This window comes from Halosolutus sp. YCN4 (assembly GCF_059736495.1).
In genome coordinates this window covers 20,824-45,240 of sequence record NZ_JCASSM010000007.1, presented here as the reverse complement: position 1 = coordinate 45,240, position 24,417 = coordinate 20,824, and the positions used below count along the sequence as shown (strand labels likewise).

The 24,417-nt window shown below is 65.8% G+C and carries 20 protein-coding genes; 14 read left to right on the top strand and 6 right to left on the bottom strand.

Annotated elements, in window-relative coordinates; genetic code table 11:
* The first annotated feature begins 33 nt into the window (after positions 1 to 33).
* The 3 genes from AC6I6X_RS20800 (at position 34) to AC6I6X_RS20790 (ending at position 2,505) form a co-directional block, all read left to right on the top strand.
* Positions 34 to 1,239 (top strand): NAD(P)/FAD-dependent oxidoreductase, encoded by a 1,206-nt coding sequence (locus tag AC6I6X_RS20800; protein WP_497932480.1) that lies wholly within the window; start codon positions 34 to 36, stop codon positions 1,237 to 1,239.
* Positions 1,240 to 1,358: 119 nt separating this feature from the next.
* Positions 1,359 to 2,018 (top strand): plastocyanin/azurin family copper-binding protein, encoded by a 660-nt coding sequence (locus tag AC6I6X_RS20795; RefSeq protein ID WP_497932479.1) that lies wholly within the window; start codon positions 1,359 to 1,361, stop codon positions 2,016 to 2,018.
* Positions 2,019 to 2,232: 214 nt separating this feature from the next.
* Positions 2,233 to 2,505, top strand: coding sequence for a DUF7967 family protein (locus AC6I6X_RS20790; RefSeq protein WP_497932478.1), 273 nt, complete (start codon positions 2,233 to 2,235; stop codon positions 2,503 to 2,505).
* 61 nt (positions 2,506 to 2,566) lie between these two features.
* On the opposite strand, the gene AC6I6X_RS20785 is transcribed toward AC6I6X_RS20790, so the two are convergent.
* Positions 2,567 to 3,583, bottom strand: coding sequence for an ion channel (locus AC6I6X_RS20785; RefSeq protein WP_497932477.1), 1,017 nt, complete (start codon positions 3,581 to 3,583; stop codon positions 2,567 to 2,569).
* 237 nt (positions 3,584 to 3,820) lie between these two features.
* Complete coding sequence (locus tag AC6I6X_RS20780; protein ID WP_497932476.1) at positions 3,821 to 6,046, bottom strand: heavy metal translocating P-type ATPase; 2,226 nt, start codon at positions 6,044 to 6,046, stop codon at positions 3,821 to 3,823.
* Between the two features lie 254 nt (positions 6,047 to 6,300).
* Here AC6I6X_RS20780 and AC6I6X_RS20775 point away from each other — a divergent pair, with 254 nt between their 5' ends.
* The 4 genes from AC6I6X_RS20775 to AC6I6X_RS20760 all read left to right on the top strand — a co-directional run bounded on the left by AC6I6X_RS20775 (position 6,301) and on the right by AC6I6X_RS20760 (position 9,550).
* Positions 6,301 to 7,542, top strand: coding sequence for an MBL fold metallo-hydrolase (locus AC6I6X_RS20775; RefSeq protein ID WP_497932475.1), 1,242 nt, complete (start codon positions 6,301 to 6,303; stop codon positions 7,540 to 7,542).
* Between the two features lie 152 nt (positions 7,543 to 7,694).
* A complete protein-coding gene (locus AC6I6X_RS20770) occupies positions 7,695 to 8,231 on the top strand; it encodes a flavodoxin domain-containing protein (protein WP_497932474.1) in 537 nt (178 codons plus the stop codon).
* A gap of 77 nt (positions 8,232 to 8,308) precedes the next feature.
* Positions 8,309 to 9,073: a hypothetical protein gene (locus tag AC6I6X_RS20765; protein WP_497932473.1), complete on the top strand. Its 765-nt coding sequence runs from the start codon at positions 8,309 to 8,311 to the stop codon at positions 9,071 to 9,073.
* A gap of 75 nt (positions 9,074 to 9,148) precedes the next feature.
* Positions 9,149 to 9,550 carry a hypothetical protein gene (locus AC6I6X_RS20760; RefSeq protein ID WP_497932472.1) on the top strand — a complete coding sequence of 134 codons (402 nt, stop codon included), beginning with the start codon at positions 9,149 to 9,151 and terminating at the stop codon, positions 9,548 to 9,550.
* Positions 9,551 to 9,643: 93 nt separating this feature from the next.
* On the opposite strand, the gene AC6I6X_RS20755 is transcribed toward AC6I6X_RS20760, so the two are convergent.
* Positions 9,644 to 10,891, bottom strand: coding sequence for a hypothetical protein (locus AC6I6X_RS20755; protein ID WP_497932471.1), 1,248 nt, complete (start codon positions 10,889 to 10,891; stop codon positions 9,644 to 9,646).
* A gap of 183 nt (positions 10,892 to 11,074) precedes the next feature.
* On the opposite strand from AC6I6X_RS20755, the gene AC6I6X_RS20750 reads away from it, so the two are divergent.
* The 7 genes from AC6I6X_RS20750 (at position 11,075) to AC6I6X_RS20720 (ending at position 19,970) form a co-directional block, all read left to right on the top strand.
* On the top strand, positions 11,075 to 12,076 hold the full coding sequence (locus AC6I6X_RS20750; RefSeq protein WP_497932470.1) for a double zinc ribbon and FHA domain-containing protein: 1,002 nt from the start codon (positions 11,075 to 11,077) through the stop codon (positions 12,074 to 12,076).
* 203 nt (positions 12,077 to 12,279) lie between these two features.
* Positions 12,280 to 13,488 carry a vWA domain-containing protein gene (locus tag AC6I6X_RS20745; protein ID WP_497932469.1) on the top strand — a complete coding sequence of 403 codons (1,209 nt, stop codon included), beginning with the start codon at positions 12,280 to 12,282 and terminating at the stop codon, positions 13,486 to 13,488.
* Between the two features lie 49 nt (positions 13,489 to 13,537).
* Complete coding sequence (locus AC6I6X_RS20740) at positions 13,538 to 14,806, top strand: protein kinase domain-containing protein (RefSeq protein WP_497932468.1); 1,269 nt, start codon at positions 13,538 to 13,540, stop codon at positions 14,804 to 14,806.
* Entirely contained in the window at positions 14,803 to 16,464 is a 1,662-nt protein-coding gene (locus tag AC6I6X_RS20735) for a protein phosphatase 2C domain-containing protein (protein WP_497932467.1), read from the top strand. Before AC6I6X_RS20740 ends, AC6I6X_RS20735 begins: the two co-directional genes overlap by 4 nt.
* An 80-nt stretch (positions 16,465 to 16,544) precedes the next feature.
* Complete coding sequence (locus tag AC6I6X_RS20730; protein WP_497932466.1) at positions 16,545 to 17,768, top strand: serine/threonine protein kinase; 1,224 nt, start codon at positions 16,545 to 16,547, stop codon at positions 17,766 to 17,768.
* A 163-nt stretch (positions 17,769 to 17,931) separates the two neighbouring features.
* The gene (gene solA / locus AC6I6X_RS20725) at positions 17,932 to 19,059 is read left to right on the top strand and encodes an N-methyl-L-tryptophan oxidase (RefSeq protein WP_497932465.1); all 1,128 of its coding nucleotides are present in this window, start codon (positions 17,932 to 17,934) and stop codon (positions 19,057 to 19,059) included.
* 293 nt (positions 19,060 to 19,352) lie between these two features.
* Positions 19,353 to 19,970, top strand: coding sequence for a DUF7344 domain-containing protein (locus tag AC6I6X_RS20720; protein ID WP_497932464.1), 618 nt, complete (start codon positions 19,353 to 19,355; stop codon positions 19,968 to 19,970).
* Between the two features lie 138 nt (positions 19,971 to 20,108).
* On the opposite strand, the gene AC6I6X_RS20715 is transcribed toward AC6I6X_RS20720, so the two are convergent.
* The 3 genes from AC6I6X_RS20715 to AC6I6X_RS20705 all read right to left on the bottom strand — a co-directional run bounded on the left by AC6I6X_RS20715 (position 20,109) and on the right by AC6I6X_RS20705 (position 24,264).
* Complete coding sequence (locus AC6I6X_RS20715) at positions 20,109 to 21,032, bottom strand: TIGR03571 family LLM class oxidoreductase (protein ID WP_497932463.1); 924 nt, start codon at positions 21,030 to 21,032, stop codon at positions 20,109 to 20,111.
* Positions 21,033 to 21,106: 74 nt separating this feature from the next.
* Positions 21,107 to 22,171, bottom strand: a complete 1,065-nt coding sequence (locus AC6I6X_RS20710) for a zinc-binding metallopeptidase family protein (protein ID WP_497932462.1) — start codon at positions 22,169 to 22,171, stop codon at positions 21,107 to 21,109.
* Positions 22,172 to 22,296: 125 nt separating this feature from the next.
* Positions 22,297 to 24,264 carry an aconitate hydratase gene (locus AC6I6X_RS20705; protein WP_497932461.1) on the bottom strand — a complete coding sequence of 656 codons (1,968 nt, stop codon included), beginning with the start codon at positions 24,262 to 24,264 and terminating at the stop codon, positions 22,297 to 22,299.
* Between the last annotated feature and the right edge of the window lie 153 nt (positions 24,265 to 24,417).

Below are 24,417 nucleotides of genomic sequence, written 5' to 3'. Positions count from 1 at the left end.
ACGGAGATGGTTCGATCGAGGACGCGAACAGCGATGAACGAGAGTCAGTCCACAGCAGCAGTTATCGGCGGCTCCGTGTCCGGACTCGCCGCGGCGACGGGCCTGAACCAGTTACCAGCGATCGCTAGCGTGACCGTCTACGAACGCCAGGAGTACGACGAGAAGCGGGTCGATTGTGGCGAGGCGATAAACGACGCGACGCTGGTACCACTCGAGAAGACGCCCGAGAACGGATTCGTCAACGACGTCGACGGGTTCCAGCTCCGGATCTACGCCGGCACCGATCGCCCGCCGGAAGCGCCCCCGCTGGCGACGTCGAACCTGCGCTGCGAGCCCGGTTACATCTGCGAGCGAGACGTGGTCGAACGACAGTGGGCGGACCGACTCGCTTCCCGGGGCGTCGAATTCCGCACCGGACGATCGGTCTCGCCGGACGAGTACGCGGACATCGTGGAGACGTACGACTACATCGTCGACGCGTCGGGCCAGCCCTCCCTGACGCTCAAATCGAAGGGGAAGACGCGAGACTACACGGGCGATATGGTCGCTCTCAATGCGACGGTCGAGGGCGACTTCTCGGCGTACGTGAACCGGCCGCGCATCTTTTTCGAGGGATACGTCGGCTACGCCTGGTCGTTTCCGAAGTCGGAACGCCACGCGAACGTCGGAATCGGGTGGGCGGGTGACCAGCGTCCGGACGATTACGTCGCCGCGCTCGAGGCCGCTGCCGAGCGGAACGGGTTCCCGATACCGGACCGGGACCGCGTCAACATCTACACGATTCCGAAAGGTCCGAGCCTCGACCCTGCCAGCGCGTACTATCCCGAGGAGAACGTGTTTCTCGTCGGTGACGCGGCCGGAATCGCCAATCGGTATCAGGGGGAGGGAATCTGCCAGGGGATCAGATCGGCGTATCTCCTCACCGACCTGATCAGGGCTGGGAACGAGTCGACCTATCCACGAGCACTGTACGAACTGATGCAGTCGGAGTACCGACTCGCCCATCTGATGCGTGGTGCGTGGGTCGAACACGAAAACCCCGAGTTGCTGGCAGCCGTCGCAGAGGCCCTCGACGGGCTGACGATCGAGGACATCACACGGCGACCTGCAACGGTGATTCGGCGCGTCGTGGGACGGCCGACGATCGCGGCCAGACTCCTCTCCGACCGCGGAATGCTCCGGCGGCTCTACGACTCCTATACGGACTCGTGGGAATACGCTACCGCGGGTGGGCCCTGACATCCGCCCACGGCAGGGCGCTCGGTTGGACGGTCCGCCGAGAGTACGAACACGACCGGCTGACATTATCCTCCAAATAAGGAACTCGTAGCGGACGTTTCGACAGTCTGGCGACCACGATGAGTGATCAGTCATCCCGACGGCGCGTACTCGGAATAGCTAGCGGAACGATCGTGGCCGGGCTCGCCGGTTGTCTGACCGGCAACGACGATCCGGAGACCGATACCAGTCAGGGCGGGGGAACCGGTGGCTCCAGCGACGAATCCGACGACCAGAGCGGTGAGGAGGATACCCAGTCGGGGGAGGAGAGCGATCGCAAAAGCGAATCCGCGAGCGGGACCGAGGTCACGATGGTGACCAACGACTCCGGGACTCACTTCGAACCGCACGTCGTCCGAATCGAGCCAGGCGAGACAGTCACGTGGGTCCTCGAGAGCGGTTCACACACGACGACCGCCTACGCGCCGGCGAACGACAGGCCCCTTCGGATTCCCGACGACGCAGACGCGTGGGACAGCGGAACGCTCACCGAAGCGGGCACGACCTTCGAACACACGTTCGAAACTGCGGGGGTCTACGACTACTTCTGTAGCCCACACGAGAACGGGGGAATGCTCGGGAGCGTCGTCGCCGGTGACCCTCACCTCGATGACCAACCCGGCATGGCTGCGCCGCAGTCCGAACTGCCTGACGGCACTCACGAGAAGATCCGTGACCTGAACGAACGGGTTCGGAACGGGAGCGAAAGCGGCCACGACGATCACGAGAACGACCACTGACGGTGCCCGTCCGGCCCAGGCAGCGAGGGTCGCTCATGGCGTCGATCCCCTCGCGGTACCACAAACGAGCAGATTCCGAGTGTTGCCACCGCTGCGAGAGGGATCCGGTCTATCACCCGGACTCGTATCGAGTCGCTCGCTACGTCCGCGAGTATTTCGGTATCAGTCGACGTCAGGGCCAACGGATACACTCGCGCATCTCGTTCGTTCGACCATGCCACCGGAGTCGGACGACGTCCGCGTATGGCTCGTCGAGCGCGGGTACAACAATCGTGACCTCATCGTCCTCAAGTACGCGACGCCGGAGGGTGATCGAGTCTTTCGGAAGGAACTCGCGGCCCAGGCCGTCGACATGGACTCGGTGACCGCCGCCACAGACGTCTCCGCAGACAACCTCGAACCTGTCGACGAGACGGCCGTACAGGAGCGGTATGCCGACGAAGCCGCGCGAATGGCGGCCGAACACGACCCCGACGACACGGTGTAACGATCGCGTTCGACGGCGACGCCGGTCCCGCGTCTAACTCGCCGCCGAGAAGTCCCGCCCCTCACGCGGTGGTGCCGTCGGATTCGTCCCGCGAGGGCCAGTCACGCTCGTCGGAGTCGACGAGGCCGAGCAGAATTCGTCGCCGGTCGCTCAGTTCGTCGAGGGCCGAGGCGAACTCGTCGTCGGAGACCGTCGGAACGGCTCCGTCACGGAGCCGATCGAGATCGGGCGGCGGTGGCGTTCGCTCTGCGGGTTCGACGAACGTGTGCTGAAGCGTTCGGAGGTAGTTCTGCACGCTCGTTCGAGCAATCCGGACGAGAATCTCATCGGGCCGGACCTCTTCCGGGACGCCACACCGGAGGAGCGTCAGCAGTTCGTCCAGAATCACGATCCCGATCACCGACGCCTCGTTCGGTTGCTGGCTGTAGAAATAGTGGAGGATCGGGTACGCCTTGTGGTTCGTCGTAAGGGTATTGAGCTGCGTCGTGATCGTGTTCAGTGGCAGATCGAGTCCGCGAAACCCGTCCTCGTCCCAGCTCGTTCGGAGGATTTCCTCGCTCGTCGGGCCGAGTGTGCGCACGGTACTGGCGAACGAACGCTTCTGCGTGACGGCGTCGAGGAGCGAAAGCGTGTACGTGATACTCAACGTGATGAAGAGCAGCCCGCTCGCGGACGCGAGGATGGTTAGTGCCTGCCACAAGCCCCCGTTCGGAGCGAAATCGCCGTTTCCCAGCGTGAATATCGCGTACCCGGCGAAATAGACCCGATCGGCCCACGTGATCGGTCCACGGTGAAGCGTATCGACGAGGGCGTGCTCGGCACTGGCAAAGACAAGCGTCCAGCCGGCCCAGAGGAGGACGATCCACGTCGAGAGACCGAGCGCGAGAATTACCGGTCCCGAGAGACTGAGAAGTCGATTATTCCGGGGTTCGACCGTCCGTAGCGCCCGCCACGTCCACACCATCAGCAGGGACGTCAGTGGGCCGGCACCTTCCGAGATCCATAGCGTCGTCCAGAGGAGGTCGACGGTAACACCGCCGAGCAGAACGACGCCGAGAAGGAGGTACCAGGCGTTCATACTGCTAGGGTCGGGACCGTACGAACGCTTCTGCGGTATCGTTCGTCCGCCGTGGTCTGCGTTCACCGCCCGCGTTCACGTTCCGCGACTGTTTCACGGCGATTCACTCGTCCTCGGTGCCAATCACCTGCCTGCTTTCGATCCAATGGTTCGTCCGTTATTCGGTCGCGAACGGGGTGGAATCCCCGCCCGAACGAACCGAGTCGGGAGCGCGTCTCGATCCCCGACGTGACTCCGTCAGTCCGCTGGCTGTGGTGTCTGCGGTGGGGAGACCCCCGACAGACTCGGGAGGTCGAGGTCGACCCGGCGGAGGAACTGGGCGTTGATCGCGACGATCACGGTGCTGAGCGACATCAGCAGGGCGCCGACGGCGGGCGAGAGGAGGATCCCGATCGGCGCGAGGACCCCTGCCGCGAGCGGTAGCGCGAACACGTTGTAACCGGCGGCCCAGACGAGATTCTCCTGCATCTTCCGGTAACTGGCCTTGCTCAGTTTCACCAGTCGGACGACGTCCATCGGGTTGTTCTGGACGAGGATGATGTCCGCCGACTGGACGGCGACGTCGGTTCCGGACCCGATCGCGATGCCGATGTCGGCGCGGGTCAGTGCGGGCGCGTCGTTCACGCCGTCGCCGACCATCGCGACCGACTTCCCCTGCTTCTGGAGTTCGGTCACCTTCTCGTCCTTGTCCTCGGGCAGGACCTCCGCGAAGACCGTGTCGATGCCGAGGTCGTCGGCCACGGCACGAGCCACGTCTTCGGAGTCGCCGGTCAGCATCGCCACCTCGATCCCGAGTTCGTGGAGCGCGTCGACGACCTGGTAACTCTCCTCGCGGACGACGTCGGCGAGCGCGAACGCGGCGATCGGGCCGTCCTCGCGGTTCGCGTGTCGCGTCGCTCCCGCTCGCCCATTGGAGGACTCACTGCGCTCGCCCTCGCGAACGAGATACACGACCGTTTGCGCGTTTTCACCGGCCCGATCCGCGAACGTCGCCAACGCGGTCGGCACGTCGGCGTCCAGGTGCGACAGGAGGTTCGGACCGCCGACGTACACCGTGTCGCCGTCGACGGTCGCACGCACGCCCCGGCCCTTGAGCGCCTCGAAGTCCGTCGCCGTTCTCGCCGTAACGCCCCGCTCGTCGGCGTCGTCGCGGATCGCCTGTGCGATCATGTGTTCCGAATCGCCCTCGACGGACGCGGCGAGTGCGAGCGCCTCCTCCGCGTCGACGTCGCCGACCGTTTCGACGTCGACGACTCCCTGTTCGCCTCTCGTGAGCGTCCCCGTCTTGTCGAACACGATCGTATCGAGGTTGCGGGCCTCTTCCATCGCGATCCGATCGCGGATCAGCATCCCGTTTCGCGCCGCGAGCGACGTGTTGATCGCGACGACCAGCGGGATGGCGAGGCCGAGCGCGTGCGGACAGGCGATCACCAGCACGGTCACGACCCGTTCGATGACTGTGGCGTCGAACGAGGCGGCGACGGTCCACGCGAGTCCAGTTACGATCGCCACGGCGAGCGCGACGTAGAAGAGCCACCCGGCCGCCCTGTCGGCGAGTACCTGCGTCTGGGACTTGCTCTGCTGGGCTTCCTCCACGAGGCGCATGATTCCCGCCAGCGTCGTCTCCTCGCCCGTCGCGCTGATCCGCACGCGAAGACTTCCGTCGCCGTTGATGGTGCCGCCGATCACCTCGTCACCTGGGTCTTTCGACACCGGTCTCGACTCCCCGGTGATCATCGACTCGTTGACGTCGGAGTCCCCCTCCTCGACGACGCCGTCGGTGGGCACGCTCGCGCCGGGCCGGACGAGCACGCGATCGTCCTCGCTCAGTTCGCTCACGGGAACTTCCTCGGTGTCACCGGATTGCATCCGGTTACTCGCGGGACTTCGTCCCGCGCTCTCGCCGTCGTCGGTGATGCGCTCTGCGGTGTCCGGGAGGAGTTCCGCGAGTTCGTCGAGCGCGCTGGAGGCTCTGCGGACCGATCGCATCTCGATCCAGTGGCCCAGCAACATGACGTCGATCAGCGTCACGAGTTCCCAGAAGAACGCCGACTCGGTCGGCAAGACGACGCTCGCCAGGCTGTAGACGAACGCGACGGTGATCGCCATCGAGATGAGCGTCATCATCCCCGGTGACCGATCGCGCAGTTCCGGGACGGCCATGCGGATGAACGGGACGCCACCGTAGGCGAAGACGATCACCGCGAAGACCGGGTTGATCCACTCGCTACCCGGGAACGCCGGCACCGAGAAGCCGAGCCACGCCTGGAGCGTCTCGCTGTACAGCAGGACGGGGATCGAGAGCAGGGTCGAGACGAAAAATCGCCGGCGGAACAGCTGTTCGTGGCCCTCGTGCATCCCGCCGTGTCCGTCGTGACCACCACCGTGATCTTCGTGGCCCTCGCCGCGTCCGTCGTGGCTCGCGTACCGATCGGACGAGTTCCCCTCGCCGTGTTCGTCCATGAACTCCCCTCGTCGGGGCGACTACGCGACGACGGACGAAGGGTGTGTGGCTTGCTAACGGAACATCGACGAGGAAGCCTGGGGGCAGTGGTCTTCCGGGGCCGATGGTTTCCGGTCAGTGGGCGGCAGGTTCGAAGCAGCGATCCGATCGGTCGGACGTGCCCGATCGTCGGCGTTTCGGGGACCGATCGGCACGTCGGAATCCATCGACGCAAACCGACGAAGAAAAACGGATCCGGGAGCTATCGCCGACAATGGACGTTCAGTTTCTCGGCGGCGCTCGCGAGATCGGGCGGAGCGCCGTTCTGGTGAACGACGCTCTCCTCCTCGATTTCGGAATGCTGACGGACAACCCCCCGCAGTTCCCGATCGAGACGCCGGATCCCGATGCGGTCGTTGTCTCGCACGGCCACCTGGATCACGTCGGGACGGTCCCCGCGTTGCTCTCCGGCGACTCTCGCCCGCCGATTCACTGGACGCCGCCCACGTACGAGTTGACCCTGACGCTCGCACGGGACACGCTCAAACTGCACGGCGGCACGTACAACTGCCCGTTCACCGAGACCGACCTCAGGCGCGTCACGCAGGTCTCCGAAACCCACGGCTACCGCGAGACGTTCGCGGCGGCCGGCCACGAGGTGACGTTCTACAACGCGGGACACATCCCGGGAAGTGCCCACGTGCTCGTCGACGACGGCGAGACCCGTCTCCTCTATACCGGCGACTTCCACACCGACGACCAGCGCCTGGTTTCGGGAACGAACGCCCGTCCGAACGCCGACGTCGTCGTCTGCGAGAGCACGTACTCCGACGTCGAACACGAGGAGCGGTCCGTGGTGGAGGAGCGCTTCGTCGAGAGCATCGAGACGACGCTCTGGGAGGGTGGGACAGTCGTCGTCCCCGCGTTCGCGATCGGCCGGACACAGGAGATGATGCTCGTCTGTGACGCGTACGACATCCCGTGTTACGTCGACGGAATGGGGAAGCGGGTAACCGAGATGCTTCGGCAGTATCCCGAGTTCCTCCGCGACGCGGACGCGTTCCGGCGAGCGAAATCCCACGCGCGATTCGTCACCGGCCGGGACGGCCAGCGAAAGCGAATTACTGAGCAGAAGGCAGCGATCATCACCACCAGTGGGATGCTGTCTGGTGGCCCTGCGATGACCTATATTCCCGAAATTCGGGCGAATCCGACGAACAAAATCACCATGACGGGTTACCAGGTCGAAGGGACACCCGGCCGCGATCTACTCGAAACGGGTCGCGCCGAAATCGACGGCCGCGTGATGCCCGTCAGCGCCCAGGTCGAACAGTACGACTTCTCCGCCCACGCCGATCGATCGGGACTCCTGTCGTTTCTCGAGTCCTACCGGGACACCGCGGTGCTCGTCGATCACGGCGATCGGTGCGAGGCCTTCGCCGCGGAACTGCGAGCCGACGGCTTCGACGCGACCGCGCCGGACCTCGGCGCGACGGTGACGATCGGGACCGATTGAGCGCGTCGGACGGTTCGCTCCCGCCGTAGCTATCGATCCGGAACGGGAGTCCACGCTGAACCGCGCCCGTTTGCGGGTGGTCGCTCGAGAGCGAGGTTGATCGTCTTCCAGCCCGAACGGGTGGGTATGAGTCTCGATCGAGGTGGCCACCGGTGACCCGGGTCCTCGTCGCGTACGGGACGAGCGAGGGGCAGACGGCGCGGATCGCCGATCGGATCGGTGACGTTCTCGGGGACGAGGGCCACGACGCGACCCTCGTCAACCTGAACCACCCGCCCGCCGACCTCGATCCGGGGGCCTTCGACGGGGTGATCGTCGGCGGATCGATCCACGTGGGATCCCACCAGGCGTCCGTCACCGACTTCGTCCGGGAGCAGCGATCGTCGCTGAACCGGCTGCCGTCGGCGTTCTTCTCCGTCAGCCTCTCGAGCGCGTCGGACGATCCCGAGGCCCGATCGGCGGCCGAGGACCTCCTGGAGGAGTTCCTCGAAGACACGGGCTGGGATCCGGACGGCACGCTTGCGGTCGCGGGAGCGCTGAAGTACAGCGAGTACGGCCTGCTCAAACGGTTCGTGATGCGCCGCATCGCCCGCAAATCGGGCGGTGATACCGACACCTCGCGGGACCACGAGTACACCGACTGGGACGGAGTCGAGGCGTTCGCGACCGAGTTCGCGACGTTACTGTGAGCCGGCCCGTAGCGTCCGGCGACGGCGACCAGTGGGGACGTACCCTCTATGATCTCAGCCGGCGTAGTACGGTCGGTATGTTTGGACCGCTCGTACACGCGCTCACTCGACCCGGATCGGGCGACGGAACGCCCGGCGCGTCCGACCGGCAGTCGAACGACCCGTCGCGCTACCGATCGCCGTGGCTCCTCGTGGCGCTCTCGATCGCCGCCGGCGTGTACCACTCCCGGATTCGACCGTGGCACCGCACGTGGGGAACGACCCCGCGGGAGGCGGTCGGCGCGCTCCCCGGCGACGAATTCCTCCCCGAGCCCGCCGATCAGGTGACACACGCGATCGAGATCGACGCGGCACCCGACGCAGTTTGGCAGTGGCTCGTCCAGATCGGTCAGAATCGGGGCGGGTTCTACAGTTACGACGTGCTCGAGAATCTGGTCGGCGCGGACATCCACACGGTCGATCGAATCGTCCCCGAGTATCAGCAGCTAGCGGAGGGAGACACCGTCCGGCTGGCACCCGAGGACTACCGGGTCCAAACACCCGAATCCGCACCCGAAGTGGTCCGCCTCGAGTCGGAACGAGCGATCGTCCTCCGGCCGCCAGTCGACGGGCCGACGTGGATCTGGGCCTTCGTGCTTCGGGAGCCCGACGCGGGGACGACGCGGCTCGTAGCTCGGATGCGGTCTCCACCGCCATCGTCGCGGCTCGAGGCCGCGATCGAGTACCTGTTCTGGGAACCGGCTCACTTCGTCATGGAGCGCCGGATGCTTCGCGAACTCAAACGCCGCGCGGAACGGCACGACGAGGAGGCAGCGGCGGCCGCCGAGTCGCGAGCGGCGTGACCGATCGCCCGGAGAAGCGGAACCGGTTGCCGGGCCTGAAACCTCTTTTGAAGGGGTCGTGGTCGATGGGGCCGGATGACGACTGATCCCGACGACCTCGAGTTGACCGACGCCGAACGGGAGGCGCTCCACGACATGCAACTCGGCCTGGAGTACGTCCATCGCGCCTACGGGAGCCTGCTCGAGTTCCACCACCAGCTCGGGCACGCGATGGACCGGATGAGCGACGCCGAGGAGCGGCTCCGCGAGTCGGGACACGACGAGTGGGCCGACGCGCTCCGCGACGACCACCTCCCGTCGGGCGCGATCAGCGACCAGTGGACGTTCGAACTCGTCGAGGAGTTTTCGACGGAGTTTCTCGAAGAGGTCGACGCCTTCGAGGACGCCGTCCGTGAGGAGTTGGCGGACGGAGTCGATCACGTGACCGAACGCCAGCAGAAACGCGAGATTCGCGACCGGGCCGAAGACGAGGGGTGACCAGCGACGCTCGCGTCCGGTGGAATCGCTATCGTCGCTACGGCGGCGAATCCGCCGCTGACGCGACTTTCTCGCGGCGAATCCGATCGGCGGTCAGAGCTGGCCGCCGCAGAACGGACAGAAGTTGTAGACCCCGTCAGAGGGAATCTCTTCCTCGCATTCGGGACACGTCTCGACGGGCGTCTGGTCGGGACCGTACTGATCGAAGTCGTCGACGAATATCCGTGTGTCGGAGCCGGTTCCGTCGGTGTCGGTGGTCGAGCCGTCGTCCGCGCCGGCATCCTCGCGGTCGTCACTCGCGGACCGATCGCTCCCGTTCGTGGTCTCCGTAGTCGACTGTTCGTCTTCCGCCGACGTGTCAGAAGCCGATCCGTTGGACGGCTTCGAATCGTCGCCGTCGTCCGAGTTCGACCCGTCGCGACGACTGGGCGTCGAGCCCGGACTGGACGGCACGACCACGTTCGAGTGGCTGGCGCTCGACCTCGGGGCCGACGGTGCGCCGCCCGCGGCCGATCTGTCGGCCGATCGAGCGGACTTCGAGGAGACTCGGCCGGCACCGGCACCGGTGGGCTGTCGACTCGACGGGTCCGATCGGACTCGCGACACGAGGTCGACGAACGGATTCCGGAGTCGCGAGATCGACCAGTCAGGTCCGTCCCACCGTGTCTGCGTACTGTAGTGCCTCCCGGCGCCGTAGAGTACCGTGACGAGAATCGGAACGGCGATCACGACGGCCCGCACCGTCGGGTCGCTCGCCCCGACTACGACCCCGTCCAGCGTCCGCGCGATCGGTCGTTCCGAACCGAGCATCCCGATGGCGAAGTCGACCAGTACGACGACGACCGGGAGGGCCGTGAGGGAGGCGGCGACGAAACTCGATCGCTCGCGGCCCTCGCGGAGCGAGTCGACCGCGAACGTTCGGAACGCCAGCGCGTTCGCCGCGATCGCGACGGGGAAAAACACCCACGACGACAGCTGTAGCGAGCCGGAATCCCAGATCGCGTACCCGATCGGAACGACGACGCCGAGGATCGGAACGAGCACCACGGGGAGCGGTTCGACGTCGTCGAACAACGATTCGAAGTAGTACCGATAGCCGGCGACGAGGAGCCCACCGCCGCTGACGAGCACCACCAGCGTCCCGAACCCGATCACGGCGTGTCCGACGTCCAGAACCGTATCACCGGCTGCCACGGCATCGGCACCGATGCCGAGGACGACAGCGACGAGTTCGGCGAGGGCCAGCGTGAAGACCGTCGCCAGCAGCGCGATGGGGACCGCCACCAGTTCCAGAAGGACGAGTGTTTCGTGATCGTTACCTGAGCGGTTCGGGAGGCGCATCGTATCTCGATATCTTGTGTCTGACGTAAATAATTAGTGCTTGTTGATATCGGACCACGGAACCGCGCGTAGCGGCCGTGGCTCCAAGGTTTCGATCGTGATTCGGGTGCAGAATAAGAAGGCAGAACGTTCCCGTTCTGGCATACTTTTTTCTATCGTGACTGAGAAAGTGCGCTGAATACCATGGCAGAACAAACCGAATTCAGTTGCGTCTCGTGTGAAACGACGTTCGATCCATCCCCGAACGGTGGATTCTGTCCGAACTGTGATACGCCCCACCCGGACTACGAAGCGCCGAGCAGCGACGACGCCGACGGTAGCGGGGGAGACGGCGACGAGGCCGAAGCCGAGACCGGCGACGAAGCCGCGGACGCCGACGACTCGGTCGAGGTAGAATACGCCGAAGACGACGAGGGCGACGCCGACGCGGACGCCGAAGACGACGAAGTCGAAACCGACGCGGACGACGCCGAAGAGGACGAGGCCGACGACGGAGCCGAGGTCGAAGCCGACGACGACGGGGACGAGACGGCGGCTGACGACTCGGCGACGATCGAGTGCCAGTCGTGTGATTCGACGGTCGACGCGTCGGCGGCGTTCTGTCCGAACTGCGGTACGGAACTCGAGGACGAGGACGACGAGAGCGAGGCGGACGACGACGAGTCGGTGGAACTCACCGCCTGTCCGGACTGTGGCAAGTCGATCGACGAGGAGGCGTTCTGTCCGGGCTGTGGAACGAATCTGGATGCGATCCGCGAGGGTGGAGCGGTCGACGACGCCGACGATGCTGACGCCGACGCCGCCGACGATACCGACGATGCTGACGCTGACGACGCCGACGATACCGACGCCGACGATGCCGACGCCGACGACGCGGTCCCCGAAGAGGTCACCCTCGAAATCGACGGCGAACAGTACACGTTCGGTGACGGCGACGTGTTCGGCCGACGGGACGAGGAGTGGCTCGCCGATCTGGTCGCCGCCAGCGGCGGACGCGAGGAGGCCCGGTACCTCTCGGGCGACCACCTCGAGTTCTCCGTCGAAGACGACGGCATCTACGTGACCGACACCAGTACGAACGGGACGAAACTCAACGGGACTGCCATGGACGGTTCCGATGCGAAACTCGAGGACGGTGATACGCTCGAACTCGCCGATCGTGCGGAAATCGACGTGATCCTGTAGGACGGACGGCGCGTCGCACGACCGACGACTCGAGTCGCCGCGTGCGAAGCGGTACTCGCGATTCAGCGGCCCGTAAGAGGACGGTGCCGTCTCGGGAGTGTACACTTTCTCTCGGTCGTCGCGGGCCGCCATCGTGTCAGCATTCATCAAATACCAGCGAAAAAGTTATCAGATCCTCCTGAGACGTATGATTAGTTACCGCAATGACGACCGACTTCTCAGTGGAACTCAATCGACCGTACGTACCGGAGAACGGCGGCGGAATCACCTGCGAACTGACGATCGAACCGGACGAGGACGCGCACGACGACCCGACCGAGCGACACATCGCGCTCTGTATCGACAGCAGCGGCTCGATGTCCTACAAGAAGATGGATCAGGTTCGTAACGCGACGAACCTCGTCTTCGGACTGTTGAACGATCAGGACTACCTGAGCATCGTCACGTTCGATACCGAGGTCGACATCATCATGGACGCGACCCGGTGGGGCGATATCGATCGCAGCGAGGCCGAGGACTATCTCGACGACATCGAGACTCGTGGCGGGACCGACATCTACGCGGGCCTCGAAGAGGCGCGAAAGTCGCTCCGCGGCCTCGACGAGGGCGAGGGAATCGCAAAGCGGATCCTGTTGCTCTCGGACGGCCGTGACATCCGACTCGAGGAACCGGACTTCGAACCGCTCGCGAAGGCGACTGCCGACGGCGGCACCTCGATCTACTCCGCGGGTATCGGGTCGAACTACGACAAAGGAATCATTCGAACGCTGGGCGAACACTCCCAGGGGCAGTGGGCCCACGTGGAGAATCCGACGGACATCAGGTCGTTCTTCGGGGACGTCGTCCAGGAGGCGTCGACGGTCGTCGCGAACAATCCCGAACTGGTGATCGACCTGAAAGAGGGCTGTGAGGTCGGCGACGTCTACCGTCGCCTCCCCCAGATCCAGGAGGTCGACGTCGAGTACGCGGGCGGGAGCGCGATCGTGGGGCTTCCGGATCTGCTGGACCGCGAGAAACAGAAGGTCGTCCTGACCATGGACGCCCCGGCGGGCGAACTCGAGACGACCGAGGCGATCGCCGACGTCGAACTACAGGCCGGGTCCGCATCGGCGACGACCGATATCTCGGTGACCTACACCGACGACGAGGAGAAACTCGCCACCCAGAACGAGGACGTCACGCTCACGTACCGCGAGACCGACCTCCGCACTCGCATCGCTCACGCCGACGAGGAAGAGGACCTCGACGACGTCAAGGATCTGATCGACGAGACCGAGGTCATTACCGGCGAGACGGAGATCACGGACGCCCTCAGGGAGAACGTGACCCGGATCGAAGAGGGCGACGAGGAAGAGGTACGCGAAATCCAGGAGAACACGACGGTCGTCTACGACGCCGGTCGGTTCGACTGAGGGCGGACACCTCGGCGGACGATTGTAACTATAGTAGCTATCAATGAGCATGTCAGAGCCAACAGTCGGGGACGAACTCGCCGGTCGGTACCAGATTCGCGAACAACTCGGAAGAGGCGGCTTCGGCGTCGTGTGGGGGGCGAACGACGTCGACACGGGGCGATCGGTCGCGCTGAAACACCCCAACTACGAGGGGAACGCGCCGGACGACCTCGTCGACAAATACTTCAAGCGAGAGACGGACGTCCTCGAGGACATCCGTGAGGCGGGCGGCCACCCGAACATCATGGGGTACTACGGCAAAGAAGAGGGGTTCGGGATGCCGGTACTCGTCATCGAACCGATCGAGGGCGAGGAACTCGGTACCGTCGTCCGAAACGACGATCCGATCACCGACGACGACGAAGTCCGCGAGATCGGCATCGGCGTCTGTGACGCGCTGTCGTTCCTCCACGATCACGACCTCATCTACCGGGATCTCAAGCCGGACAACATCATGATCGACGGGTCCGGGGAACCGAAGATCATCGACTTCACTACGGCCAAAGGGTTCGTCCCCGAACGCGGCGGTGCCGAGTTTACGACGGGCGAGTCCACGAGTTCCGCGGCCGGGTCGTCGAACGCGGACTCGACCGTCCCGGGGGAGTTCAAACCGCCGGAACTGAATCAGGGCTCGGAACAGCGCCAGGGCCCCTGGAGCGACGTCTACTCGATCGGAAAGATCCTGTGTTTCCTCAAAGTGGGCTGGGTTCCGGACGACGACGGCGTCGCGCCGTCCGACTTCGGCATCGAAACGGCGCCGTACATGGACGAGATCATCGAGCGATCGACCCAGCACGATACCGTCGATCGGTACCCCAACGCGTCGGTCCTGAAACGATCCCTCGAGAAACGGGACGCGACGATGCCGACGCAGGCGTCGGTCCACTGGCTCGGTCGCGACGAGCGGTGGACGATCAGTCCGGGCGACACCATCGGGAGGAAGACGGCCGACGGACCGCGACCCTCGATCATGCTCGAGGACGACCGTCACAAGGCCCTCTCGGCGGTTCACTGCCGGTTCGACACCGACGGCGACGGGAACTGGAAGGTGATCGATACCAGTCTCAACGGCACATACATCAGCAAACACGACGAACGGGAGTGGCACCTCCTGCTCTCGGAGGCCGGACAGGAGCGCCAGCGGCGCCACGGCGAAACGGTCCCCGACGAACTCGAGGCGTCGACGGAACTCGAGGGAGGAGACACCATCGCGCTGGTCAGTCCCTCCTATCCGGAGCGGTTCTACTTCCAGTTCGATCAACAACCCGTAGAATGACAATGGAATACGCGAGTACCATCGACATCGGCGCACGGAAGCAACGACGCGGCGGAATCAACGAAGACGCCATCGCGACGGCGGTCTTCGAGAACCATCACCGGCAGACGGAACGACCCGTCGGTATCTTCGTCCTCGGTGACGGGGTCGGCGGCGAGGACTGCGGCGACGTCGCCTCCCTCCTGGCGACGACCGTGGTCAGAAAGCGACTCACGGACGCTATCCTCGGACCGGGAACGGACGTCCCCGAACGGTTCGGTATCGACGCCTACCAGGGGACGCCACCGACGAGTGGCGCCGACCCGGACGCGGCGCTCTCCGAAGACCGGATCCGATCCGCGATCCAGGAGAGCGTCGACGCCGCTCACCAGCACGTCCAGGAGTTCGCCGCCGAAATCGGCGGACGGCCGGCGACGACGCTCGTCGTCGGCGTCTACGTCGACGGCTGCCTCTACTACGGCTGGGTCGGCGACAGCCGTATCTACCTCATCAACGAGCGACACGAAGAGGCGAGACAACTCACGCGCGATCACGCCGTCACCAACGAACTGCTCGAGAAGGGTGAGATCGACGACGAGGTGTACGCGCGCATCCATCCCGACGCGACGGCCATCACGAACGTCGTCGGTGGCTCCGCCCACGGCCGACCGAGCGTGGACGTCGAGTTCGGTTCCACCGACATCTATCGCGACGACATCATCATGTTCACGAGCGACGGACTGATCGACGCCTTCCCGGACAACCGTTCGCTCCGCGAGGAGTACAAGCAGGCGACGGACGTGGAGGCCGTCCGCGAGTCGATCCTCGACACGCTGGTCACCGACGACGAGATCCGGGAGATCGTTCTCGAGGCCGACGGCCTCCAGGAAGCCGTCGAGCGCCTCGTCTCGTTCGCGAACGAGCGCGGCGGCAAAGATAATCTCTCGGTCACGCTGGCCAGGGACGCCGAGGCGAACGCGTCGCCCGATTCGCTTCCGTTCCGCGGCGCAGCGACTGACTTCCAGGGGATAACGAATCAGGAGACGATCATCGATCCGCCGGAAGACGACGCCGAATCCGATTCCGGCGGCGGATCGGGGTCGTCCCGTAACGCGAGCGGGTCGAACACCTCTCACGGCGGTTCGAACGCGTCGGGTGGGAGGGCGAAGGTCGTCTCGGCCGGTGACGGCGACCCCCCGAAGGCAGCGGTCACGATCGCGGGCGACGAGACGATCTTCGAAATCGTCGACGGCGTCACCATCGGACGAAACACGGGAGGCGGCGAACGCGGCCCGAACATCGGTCTCGTCATCGACGACGACGAACCAGTCGAACGGAACCACGCCCGCCTGGAACTCGACGACGAGGGGTACTGGTGCGTTCGCGATATCAGTGCTACCGGAACGTTCGTCGAGGCGGAGGACGGAAAGTGGACGGTTCTGCTCTCCAGCAAAGGTGCAGAACTGCACCGAAAGCACGGCTTCGATCCGAGTGCCGCCGTCGAGGAAGAACTCGAGGAGACGTCGCGACTGCAAGACGGGACGGCGTTCACGCTCGAAGATCCCCGGAACGCCGATCCGATCACGTTCCGATTCTTCTCGACGCTCGATCACGCCCGGAATCGGACGCGCTGGAGCGATCCGACCGATGGGAGGTCCTTCAGTGGCTTCTGTACGTAGTCGGGAGGCCTCGTCCGCCCGCGGCCGTCGAGCCGATCGATCGCAGCGCGTCGAACGATCCCCGGCAGGAGCGTGACGTGATGACGACCGACGAACGGACCGGAACGATGGTCGACGATCGGTTCCGACTCGAAGAGCGGGTCGCCACCGGCGGTCTCGCGACGGTCTGGCGGGCGACCGACTGCGAGCGAGGACTGCCGGTCGCGCTGAAGTGCGAGAACGACGGGGCGCACGATCGGGAGCAGGTCCGGGCGCACTTCCAGGGGGAACTGCGGTGGTTCCGCCGTTTCGAGGGCGGACCGAGTCCCGGTTCGCTCGTGCGCTTCGTCGACGGTGCGGTCAGCGGGGACACGGTGTACGTCGCCACGGAACTGATCCGCCGCGGTTCGGTCGACGACGTTTTCGGCCGCGACGACCCACCGGACCCCTCCCTCGAGAGCGTCCGCGAGATCGGCGGTCCCGTCTGCAGAGCCGTCGGATTCCTCCACCGGAACGGCGTCTCACACCTCGACCTGAAGCCGAGCAACGTCCTCGTGCGGCGATCCGGCCAGCCCGCGGTGATCGACCTGAACGCCGCGGTCTCGACCGAGACGGATCCCGACGTCCGTTTCCGTCGCGATCCGTTCAAACCGCCCGAATTGACTCGGACGGACGCTCACGAGGCGCCGATCGGTCCACGGTCGGACGTGTACGCGCTCGGGGCGTTGCTCGCGTTTCTGGTGACCGGAAGGGCGAACGCGGAACCGACCTCGTCGTCCGGGACGCGGGAGGGCGCCGGTCCGGGGTCGCTTCCCTCGACCTGTCCCGATTCCCTCGCCGAACCGATCCGTCGTGCGACCGCACCCGACCACGGCGATCGGTTCGACGACGCCTGTGAGCTGTACGACGCGCTCGTCCCGTTTCTCGACGTCCCCGATCGCCGTGCCCGCCTCGTCCACGAGCCGTCCGGACGCACCGTTCGCGTTCGTCCCGGGGACACGCTCGGCCGCTGGGCGGCGGACCGACCGGTGCCGACCGTCGTCCTTCCCGACGACGAGCGGTTCCTCTGTCCGGAACACGCCGCCGTCGAGTACGACGGGTCGGCCTGGCACCTTCGGGACCGGAGCCTCAACGGCACCTACGTCCGCGGGAGCGCCGACTGGGAGTACGTCCTCTCTCGGCACGGCCGCGAGCGCCGCCGCGACGCCGACGCGCCGTTGCCCCAGCCCGATCCGCCGACGTCGATTCGGCTCTCTGACGGCGACCGAATCTCGCCGGTCAACCCTGAATACGGCTGCCAGTTAGTGTTCCGGAGCGAGGCGTGAACGCCGCCGACTCGCTCACGGTCGTTCGGGCGACACGGAACGTCTCTCGATCGACGTCGCCGTTCGCCGTCGACTTCTGGACGCGAGCGCAACTGCGCGGACGCGGAACTGCGCCGCCGGCCGAGTGTTAACTGTTTTCGCACTCGCCGTTGCACCGCTTCCTATGACCGATCGATACGACGCCATCGTCGTCGGCGTCGGCGGGATGGGGAGCGCGGCGGTCGCCCACCTCGCCGATCGCGGCGCGGACGTCCTCGGCCTCGAACGCTACGACGTGCCCCACGGCTACGGCTCCTCGCACGGCATCACCCGGATCATTCGACTCGCCTACTACGAGGGGGCCAACTACGTGCCCCTGCTCCAGCGGGCGGACGACCTGTGGACGGAGCTGGAGGCCGACCACGATCGACAGTTGCTGTACCGGACCGGATCGATCGACGCCGGGCCGGCCGGCGACCCGCTCGTCGAGGGCTCGAAGCGGTCCTGTGAGGAACACGGCCTGGAGTACGAGCACCTCTCGAGTGCCGAACTCTCGGATCGCTACCCCGGCTACGGGCTTCCGGCGGACTACGAGGCGATCTCCCAGCCCGACGGCGGCTTTCTCGTCCCCGAGCAGTGTATCGTCGCCCACGTCGAGCGTGCCCACCGCGCCGGGGCGACGATCCGGGCCCGCGAGCGCGTCGTCGACTGGCGGCCGACCGCCGACGGCGTTCGCGTCGAGACGGATCACAACGAATACGAGGCCGACAGGCTCGTGATCACCGCGGGGGCGTGGGCGGCGCGGTTCGTCGACGCGCTCGACGGGATCGCCGTTCCCGAGCGACAGGTGCTCGCCTGGCTCCAGCCCCGCGAACCCGATCGGTTCGCGCCCGATCGGTTCCCGGTCTGGAACCTGCGGGTTCCCGAGGGCCGCTTCTACGGCTTTCCGGTCCACGGCGTCCCGGGATTCAAGTTCGGCCGGTACCACCACCGCGAGGAGACGGTCGACCCCGACGCCTTCGAGCGCGAGCCGACCCAGGCGGACGAACGACTGCTGCGGGAGTTCGCGGAGACGTACTTCCCGGACGGTGCGGGGCCGACGATGCGCCTGGAAACCTGTCTCTTTACGAATACGCCCGACGATCACTTCGTCCTCGATACGCTTCCCGACCACCCGCAGGTCGCCGTCGCCGCCGGCTTCTCCGGCCACGGCTTCAAGTTCGCCAGCGTGATCGGCGAGATCATGGCCGACCTCGCGCTCGAGGGCGAGACCGACCACCCGATCGGAACCTTCTCGCTCGATCGGTTCTGACCGCGTCCTCGATTCGCGGCCGTCGACCGATTCAGGAGTTCCGTTCGTCGTCGGCGTTCTCCAGACGCTTCCGGATCGATCGCTAGCGGCCGATGCGACTCGAACTCGGTGCTGACGACGTCGAATCGGCGTGTTCCGGCAGCACCAGCATCACTGCCGAGGCGCGAATCGACACGAAGTCCGCGGCTACTCTACCCACTCATACAAATATAATTACGTAAAATAACAACGGAAATATGAACTGTTTGGAAATCCAATGGATTTATCTGGTGGTCGGAAGACCTCGATATCGAATGGGGGGTACGCAGGAAGAATCCGGAGGGGAACTGGAGGTACCGCAACCGAACCGGGGCGGGCTGACGGAAGACGAACTCTTCGAACTGCTGTCGAACCAGCGCCGGCGACACATCTTGTACACGCTCATGCGCGAAGAGGGTCGGGTCGACGTCGGAACGATCGCCCAGGAGATCGCCGCCCGGGAGGACGGCCTCCAGTTCGAGGCGGTCTCGAGCAGCGATCGCAAACGGGTCTACACGGCGCTCCAGCAGTCACACCTGCCGAAACTGGACCGGGCCGGCGTCGTCGAGTTCGATCGCGAACGGGGGGCGATCGGGCCGACGCCGGCGCTCGAGGACGTCGGGGTCTACATGAACGCCGTGCGCGGCCGCGAGGTCCCGTGGAGCGAGTACTATCTCGGACTTACTGCGCTCATCGGAATCGTCCTCGGCGGCGTCACGCTCGAACTGGCGCCGTTCACCGCCCTTCCCGAGTTCGCCTGGATGGTCCTCGTGACCGTCACGCTCGGCGTGTCCGCGCTTGTCCATCGCCACTACGCCCGCCGGAACCGGCCGGGAATCGGCGGCGATCCCGCCGAGGTCGAACTGGAGTATCGGGAATCGACCGACGGATGAGTGGTCCGAACGGCACGTCGTCTCCCGCGGAATGGACACGCCCCATCGTGATCGATCGGACGCCGACGGACGGCCGCGCCGACGTCGAAGAACTCGAACTGCCGATCGAGACCTGACCGGCGTTCGAAACTGCGGTGACTACAGGTCGTCGATGATCTCTTCTCCAAACCGCGCGAGTCCCCGTTCGGAATCTTCGCTCTCGATCGAGACGATCGCGTGATCGACGCCAAGGTCGTCGAGCCGCCGGAAGTAGTCGCGGAACCACTCGACGCCGGCGCGGTATCCCTGGTGTAGCGGTTCGGGATCCGCCGTCGGATCGTCCGCGAACTCGACGCGGACGACCATCGCGAACGGCTTCGCGCCCGCGTCGGCGCGCCAGTCGTCGAGATAGCTCGCGAGCGTTTCCTCCGGGAGGTGGTAGAACAGCCAGCCGTCGCCGTGTGCGGCGATCCACTCGCGGGACTGGCGGGCGTGGCCCGTGGGCAACAGCGGGAGCGTCTCGGTCGTCGGTTTGGGAACGACGTCGAGGTCCCCCTCGAGCGCGCCCCAGTCGCCCTCGAGTTCGGGATACTCCTCCCGCCAGACCGTCCGAAGGACCTCGACGGCCTCCCGGAACCGATCGCCGCGGTCGTCACGGTCGACGTCGAACGCGGGAAACTCGGGGTCGCGATCGCCGGTCGCGACGCCGAGGACGAGCCGCCCGTCCGAGAGCCGATCGACGGTCGCGGCCGCCTTCGCGACGTGGAGCGGGTGGCGCAAGGTGAGGACGATGCTCGCCGTCCCGAGCGCGACGTCGTCGGTGTGGGCGGCGACCTGCGAGAGCCACGGCCACGCGTCGACGGTCTGGCCCGCGTCGCCGAACTTCGGCCAGTAGGTCGGAACGTCGCGCGCCCAGAGGCCGTCGAAGCCGACGGCTTCCGCGTGGGCCGCGAGACGCAGTTCCTCGTCGATCGGTGGCGTCGATCGGTTCGTCCCCGTGAGGGGAAAGCCGGTGCCGAAGGTGAGTCCGTCGTCGTCGAACAGCCGTCGATAGCCCGCGTTGTCGTGTCCGCGTGTCGGCATTCGGTCGAGCTATCGGCTCCGATCGGATGTCGGTACCGGTTGCGATACCGGGTCCGATTCCCGAGCGCCGGTGCTCAGATGTCGACGGTGAACGGAGCGAACTCGTGTGCGTTGCTCGCGAACGCCCCGAGAAGCGTCGCCACGGCCTCGAGATCGTCGGTGTCGATCACCTCGACGGGGGTGTGCATGTACCGGTTGGGGACGCTGACGACTTGCGAGGGAATCCCGCCGGCCGCGGTGAAGAAGCCGTCGGCGTCCGTCCCCGTTCCGAGGCCGAGCGCCTCGACTTGCACCTCGACGTCGCGGTCGTCGGCGATCGATCGCAACGCCTCGAACAGCACCGGATGATTCGTGCTTCCCCGTCCCAGGGCCGGCCCCTCGCCGAGTTCCATCCGGCTCGTCTTCTCGCTCGGCGCGGAGGGGTAGTCGACCGCGTGCCCGACGTCGACGGCGACGACGGCGTCCGGCTCGAGGTCGAACCCGACCATCTGCGCTCCCTTGACGCCGACTTCCTCCTGGACGGTGGAGACGGCGTAGACGGTTGCTTCGGTGCCGGCGTCGACCGCTTGCCGAAAGCCCTCGGCGGCGGCCCACGTTCCGACGCGGTTGTCGAGCCCGCGGGCGGCGAGGCGCGTCTCCGAAAGCCAGGACACGGTCGACGAGAACGTGATCGGGTCGCCGATATCGAGGCGCTCGGTCGCTTCGTCCTCGCTCTCGGCCCCGATGTCGATCCAGAGGTCCGATACCTCGGTGTCGTCGTCGTCGTCCTCCTTGCGAAGGTGGATCGCCGTCTGGCCGACGACGCCCTCGACGGGACCGTCCGCGGTGTGAATCGTCACGTGCTGCCCCTGAGACACCGACGGGTCGCTGCCGCCGATTCGACCCGGCCTGACGAACCCGTCCTCGTCGATCGATCTGACGATGAAGCCGATCTCGTCGGCGTGGCCGGTGAGGACTACTTCCGGTGCGTCGGGGTCGCCCTCGTGGACGGCGATGGCGTTCCCGTAGGCGTCCGTCCGAACGTCGTCCGCAAACTGGTCGACGTAATCCATCCAGACGCGCTGTCCGCGGGTTTCGAAGCCCGATGGCGAGGGCGTCTCGAGCAATTCGACGAGAACGTCCCGCGATGTCGAGTCCATATCCGGGTCGTACGGACCCGCTGTTGAATAGCTCACCGGACGTCCAGCCGCGCTTCTCGGGACCCAGTAGCGACTGCGACGGTCGGCACCGCGAAAAAACGGGGAATCGAAGCGTCGTGACGCGATCAGTCGTCGGCGGGCGCGGCGCCGCTTCCCTCGGCCTGTTCTTTCGTCCAGGCGAGTTTGCCGCCGGCGGCGAGAATGTCGCGTTCGCGCTCGGAGGCGTCGAGCGTCGCGGTGAACTCCTCGTCGCCGACGCGGACCGTGAACTCCTCCTGGCCGGAGGTGACGGCGTCGTAGACGTCGTCGACGATCTCGATCTGGTCGCCTTGGTCGATCGACTCGTAGGTCTCCTCGTCGATCGTCAGCGGGACGATGCCGAAGTTGAAGAGGTTCGCGCGGTGGATGCGCGCGAAGCTCTGTGCGAGGACGCCCTCGATGCCGAGGTACATCGGACAGAGGGCGGCGTGTTCGCGCGAGGAGCCCTGCCCGTAGTTCTCGCCGGCGACGAGGAAGCCGCCGTCGGCCTCGAGCGCGCGCTCGGCGAAGGTGTCGTCGACGCGCGAGAGCGTGAACTCGCTCAGTTTGGGGACGTTCGACCGGTACATCAGGATGTCCTGGGTCGCAGGGATGATGTGGTCGGTCGTGATGTTGTCCTCCATCTTGAGCAGCGCCTCGCCTTTGATGTCGGAGCCCAGCTGGTCCTTCAGCGGGACGTCGCCGATGTTCGGGCCCTTGATGAGTTCGTCGTCGACGGCCTCGTCGGGGCTGATGAGGTCGGTCTTGGAGCCGGTGTACTCGTCGGGGAGCTCGACGCCGGGCGCTTCGAGGTCGCCGAGTTCGTCCGCCAGGTCCCGCGGGTCGACGATTTCGCCCTTGATCGCGGCGGCGGCCGCGACCTCCGGCGAACAGAGGTAGACGTTGTCGTCCTCGATGCCGGAGCGCCCCTCGAAGTTGCGGTTGAAGGTCCGCAGCGAGACGGAGTCGGAGGACGGCACGTGACCGATCCCGATACACGCGCCGCAGGTGGCCTCGGAGAAGTTGACGCCGGCGGCCATCATCTCCGCGACCCACCCCTCACGGGCGAGCATCTCGGAGGCCTGCTTGGAGCCGGGGGCGACGATCGTCTCGGTTTCCATCGAGACTTCGCGGCCCTCGAGCATCTTCGCGACGGGGAGGATGTCCTCGTAGCCGCCGTTGGTACAGGAGCCGACGATGACTTGCTCGACGGACTGGCCGGCCGCCTCGCTGACGGGGACGACGTTGTCCGGCATCGACGGCTGGGCGATCAGCGGTTCGAGGTCCGAGAGATCGACGACGATCTCGTCGTCGTACTCGGCGTCGTCGTCGGGCTGGAGTTCGACGTACTCCTCGCCGCGGCTGACGCGCTCCAGGTAGTCCTGGGTCTGCTCGTCGGTCGGGAAGATCGACGTGGTCGCGCCGAGTTCCGTGCCCATGTTGGTGATCGTCATGCGCTCGGGCGCGGTGAGCGTCTCGACGCCGGGCCCGGTGTACTCGAGGATCTTGCCGACGCCGCCCTTGACGGAGAGGCGTCGCAGCATCTCGAGGATGATGTCCTTCGCGGTGGCCCACTCGGGGAGTTCGCCCTCGAGTCGGACGTTGACGATCTCGGGCATCTCGATGTAGTAGGGGGCGCCACCCATCGCGACGGTGACGTCGATCCCGCCCGCACCGATCGCGAGCTGGCCGAGGCCGCCGGGGGTCGGGGTGTGACTGTCCGAACCCAGCAGCGTCTTGCCGGGAGCCGCGAAGTTCTCGCGGTGGACGTTGTGGCAGATACCGTTACCGGGGCGAGAGAAGTGAGCGCCGTACTTGCCGGCCGCAGAACGCAGGAAACGGTGGTCGTCGGTGTTCTTGAAGTCGAACTGGTAGGTCTGGTGGTCGCAGTACTGGGCGGCGATTTCGGTCTGGACCTCGTCCAGTCCCATCGCCTCGAACTGGAGCCAGACCATCGTGCCGGTCGTGTCCTGCGTGAGTACCTGGTCGATCTCGATCCCGATCTCCTCGCCGGTCTCGAGTTCGCCCTCGACGAGGTGGTCGTCGAGAACTTTTTCGGTAAGAGTCTGTCCCATAGCACCCGAATCTCGGCCGTCCGTCCTGATAAAACCAGCGTGTTTCTGTAGGGATCGACCGTGTAAATTCCCCGCCAGTGTGGCGGTTTTCGAGTAATTATTGCCAGCTCACTGGACGCCCGTCGAGTGGAGCGCGGCCGATCGTCGATACCG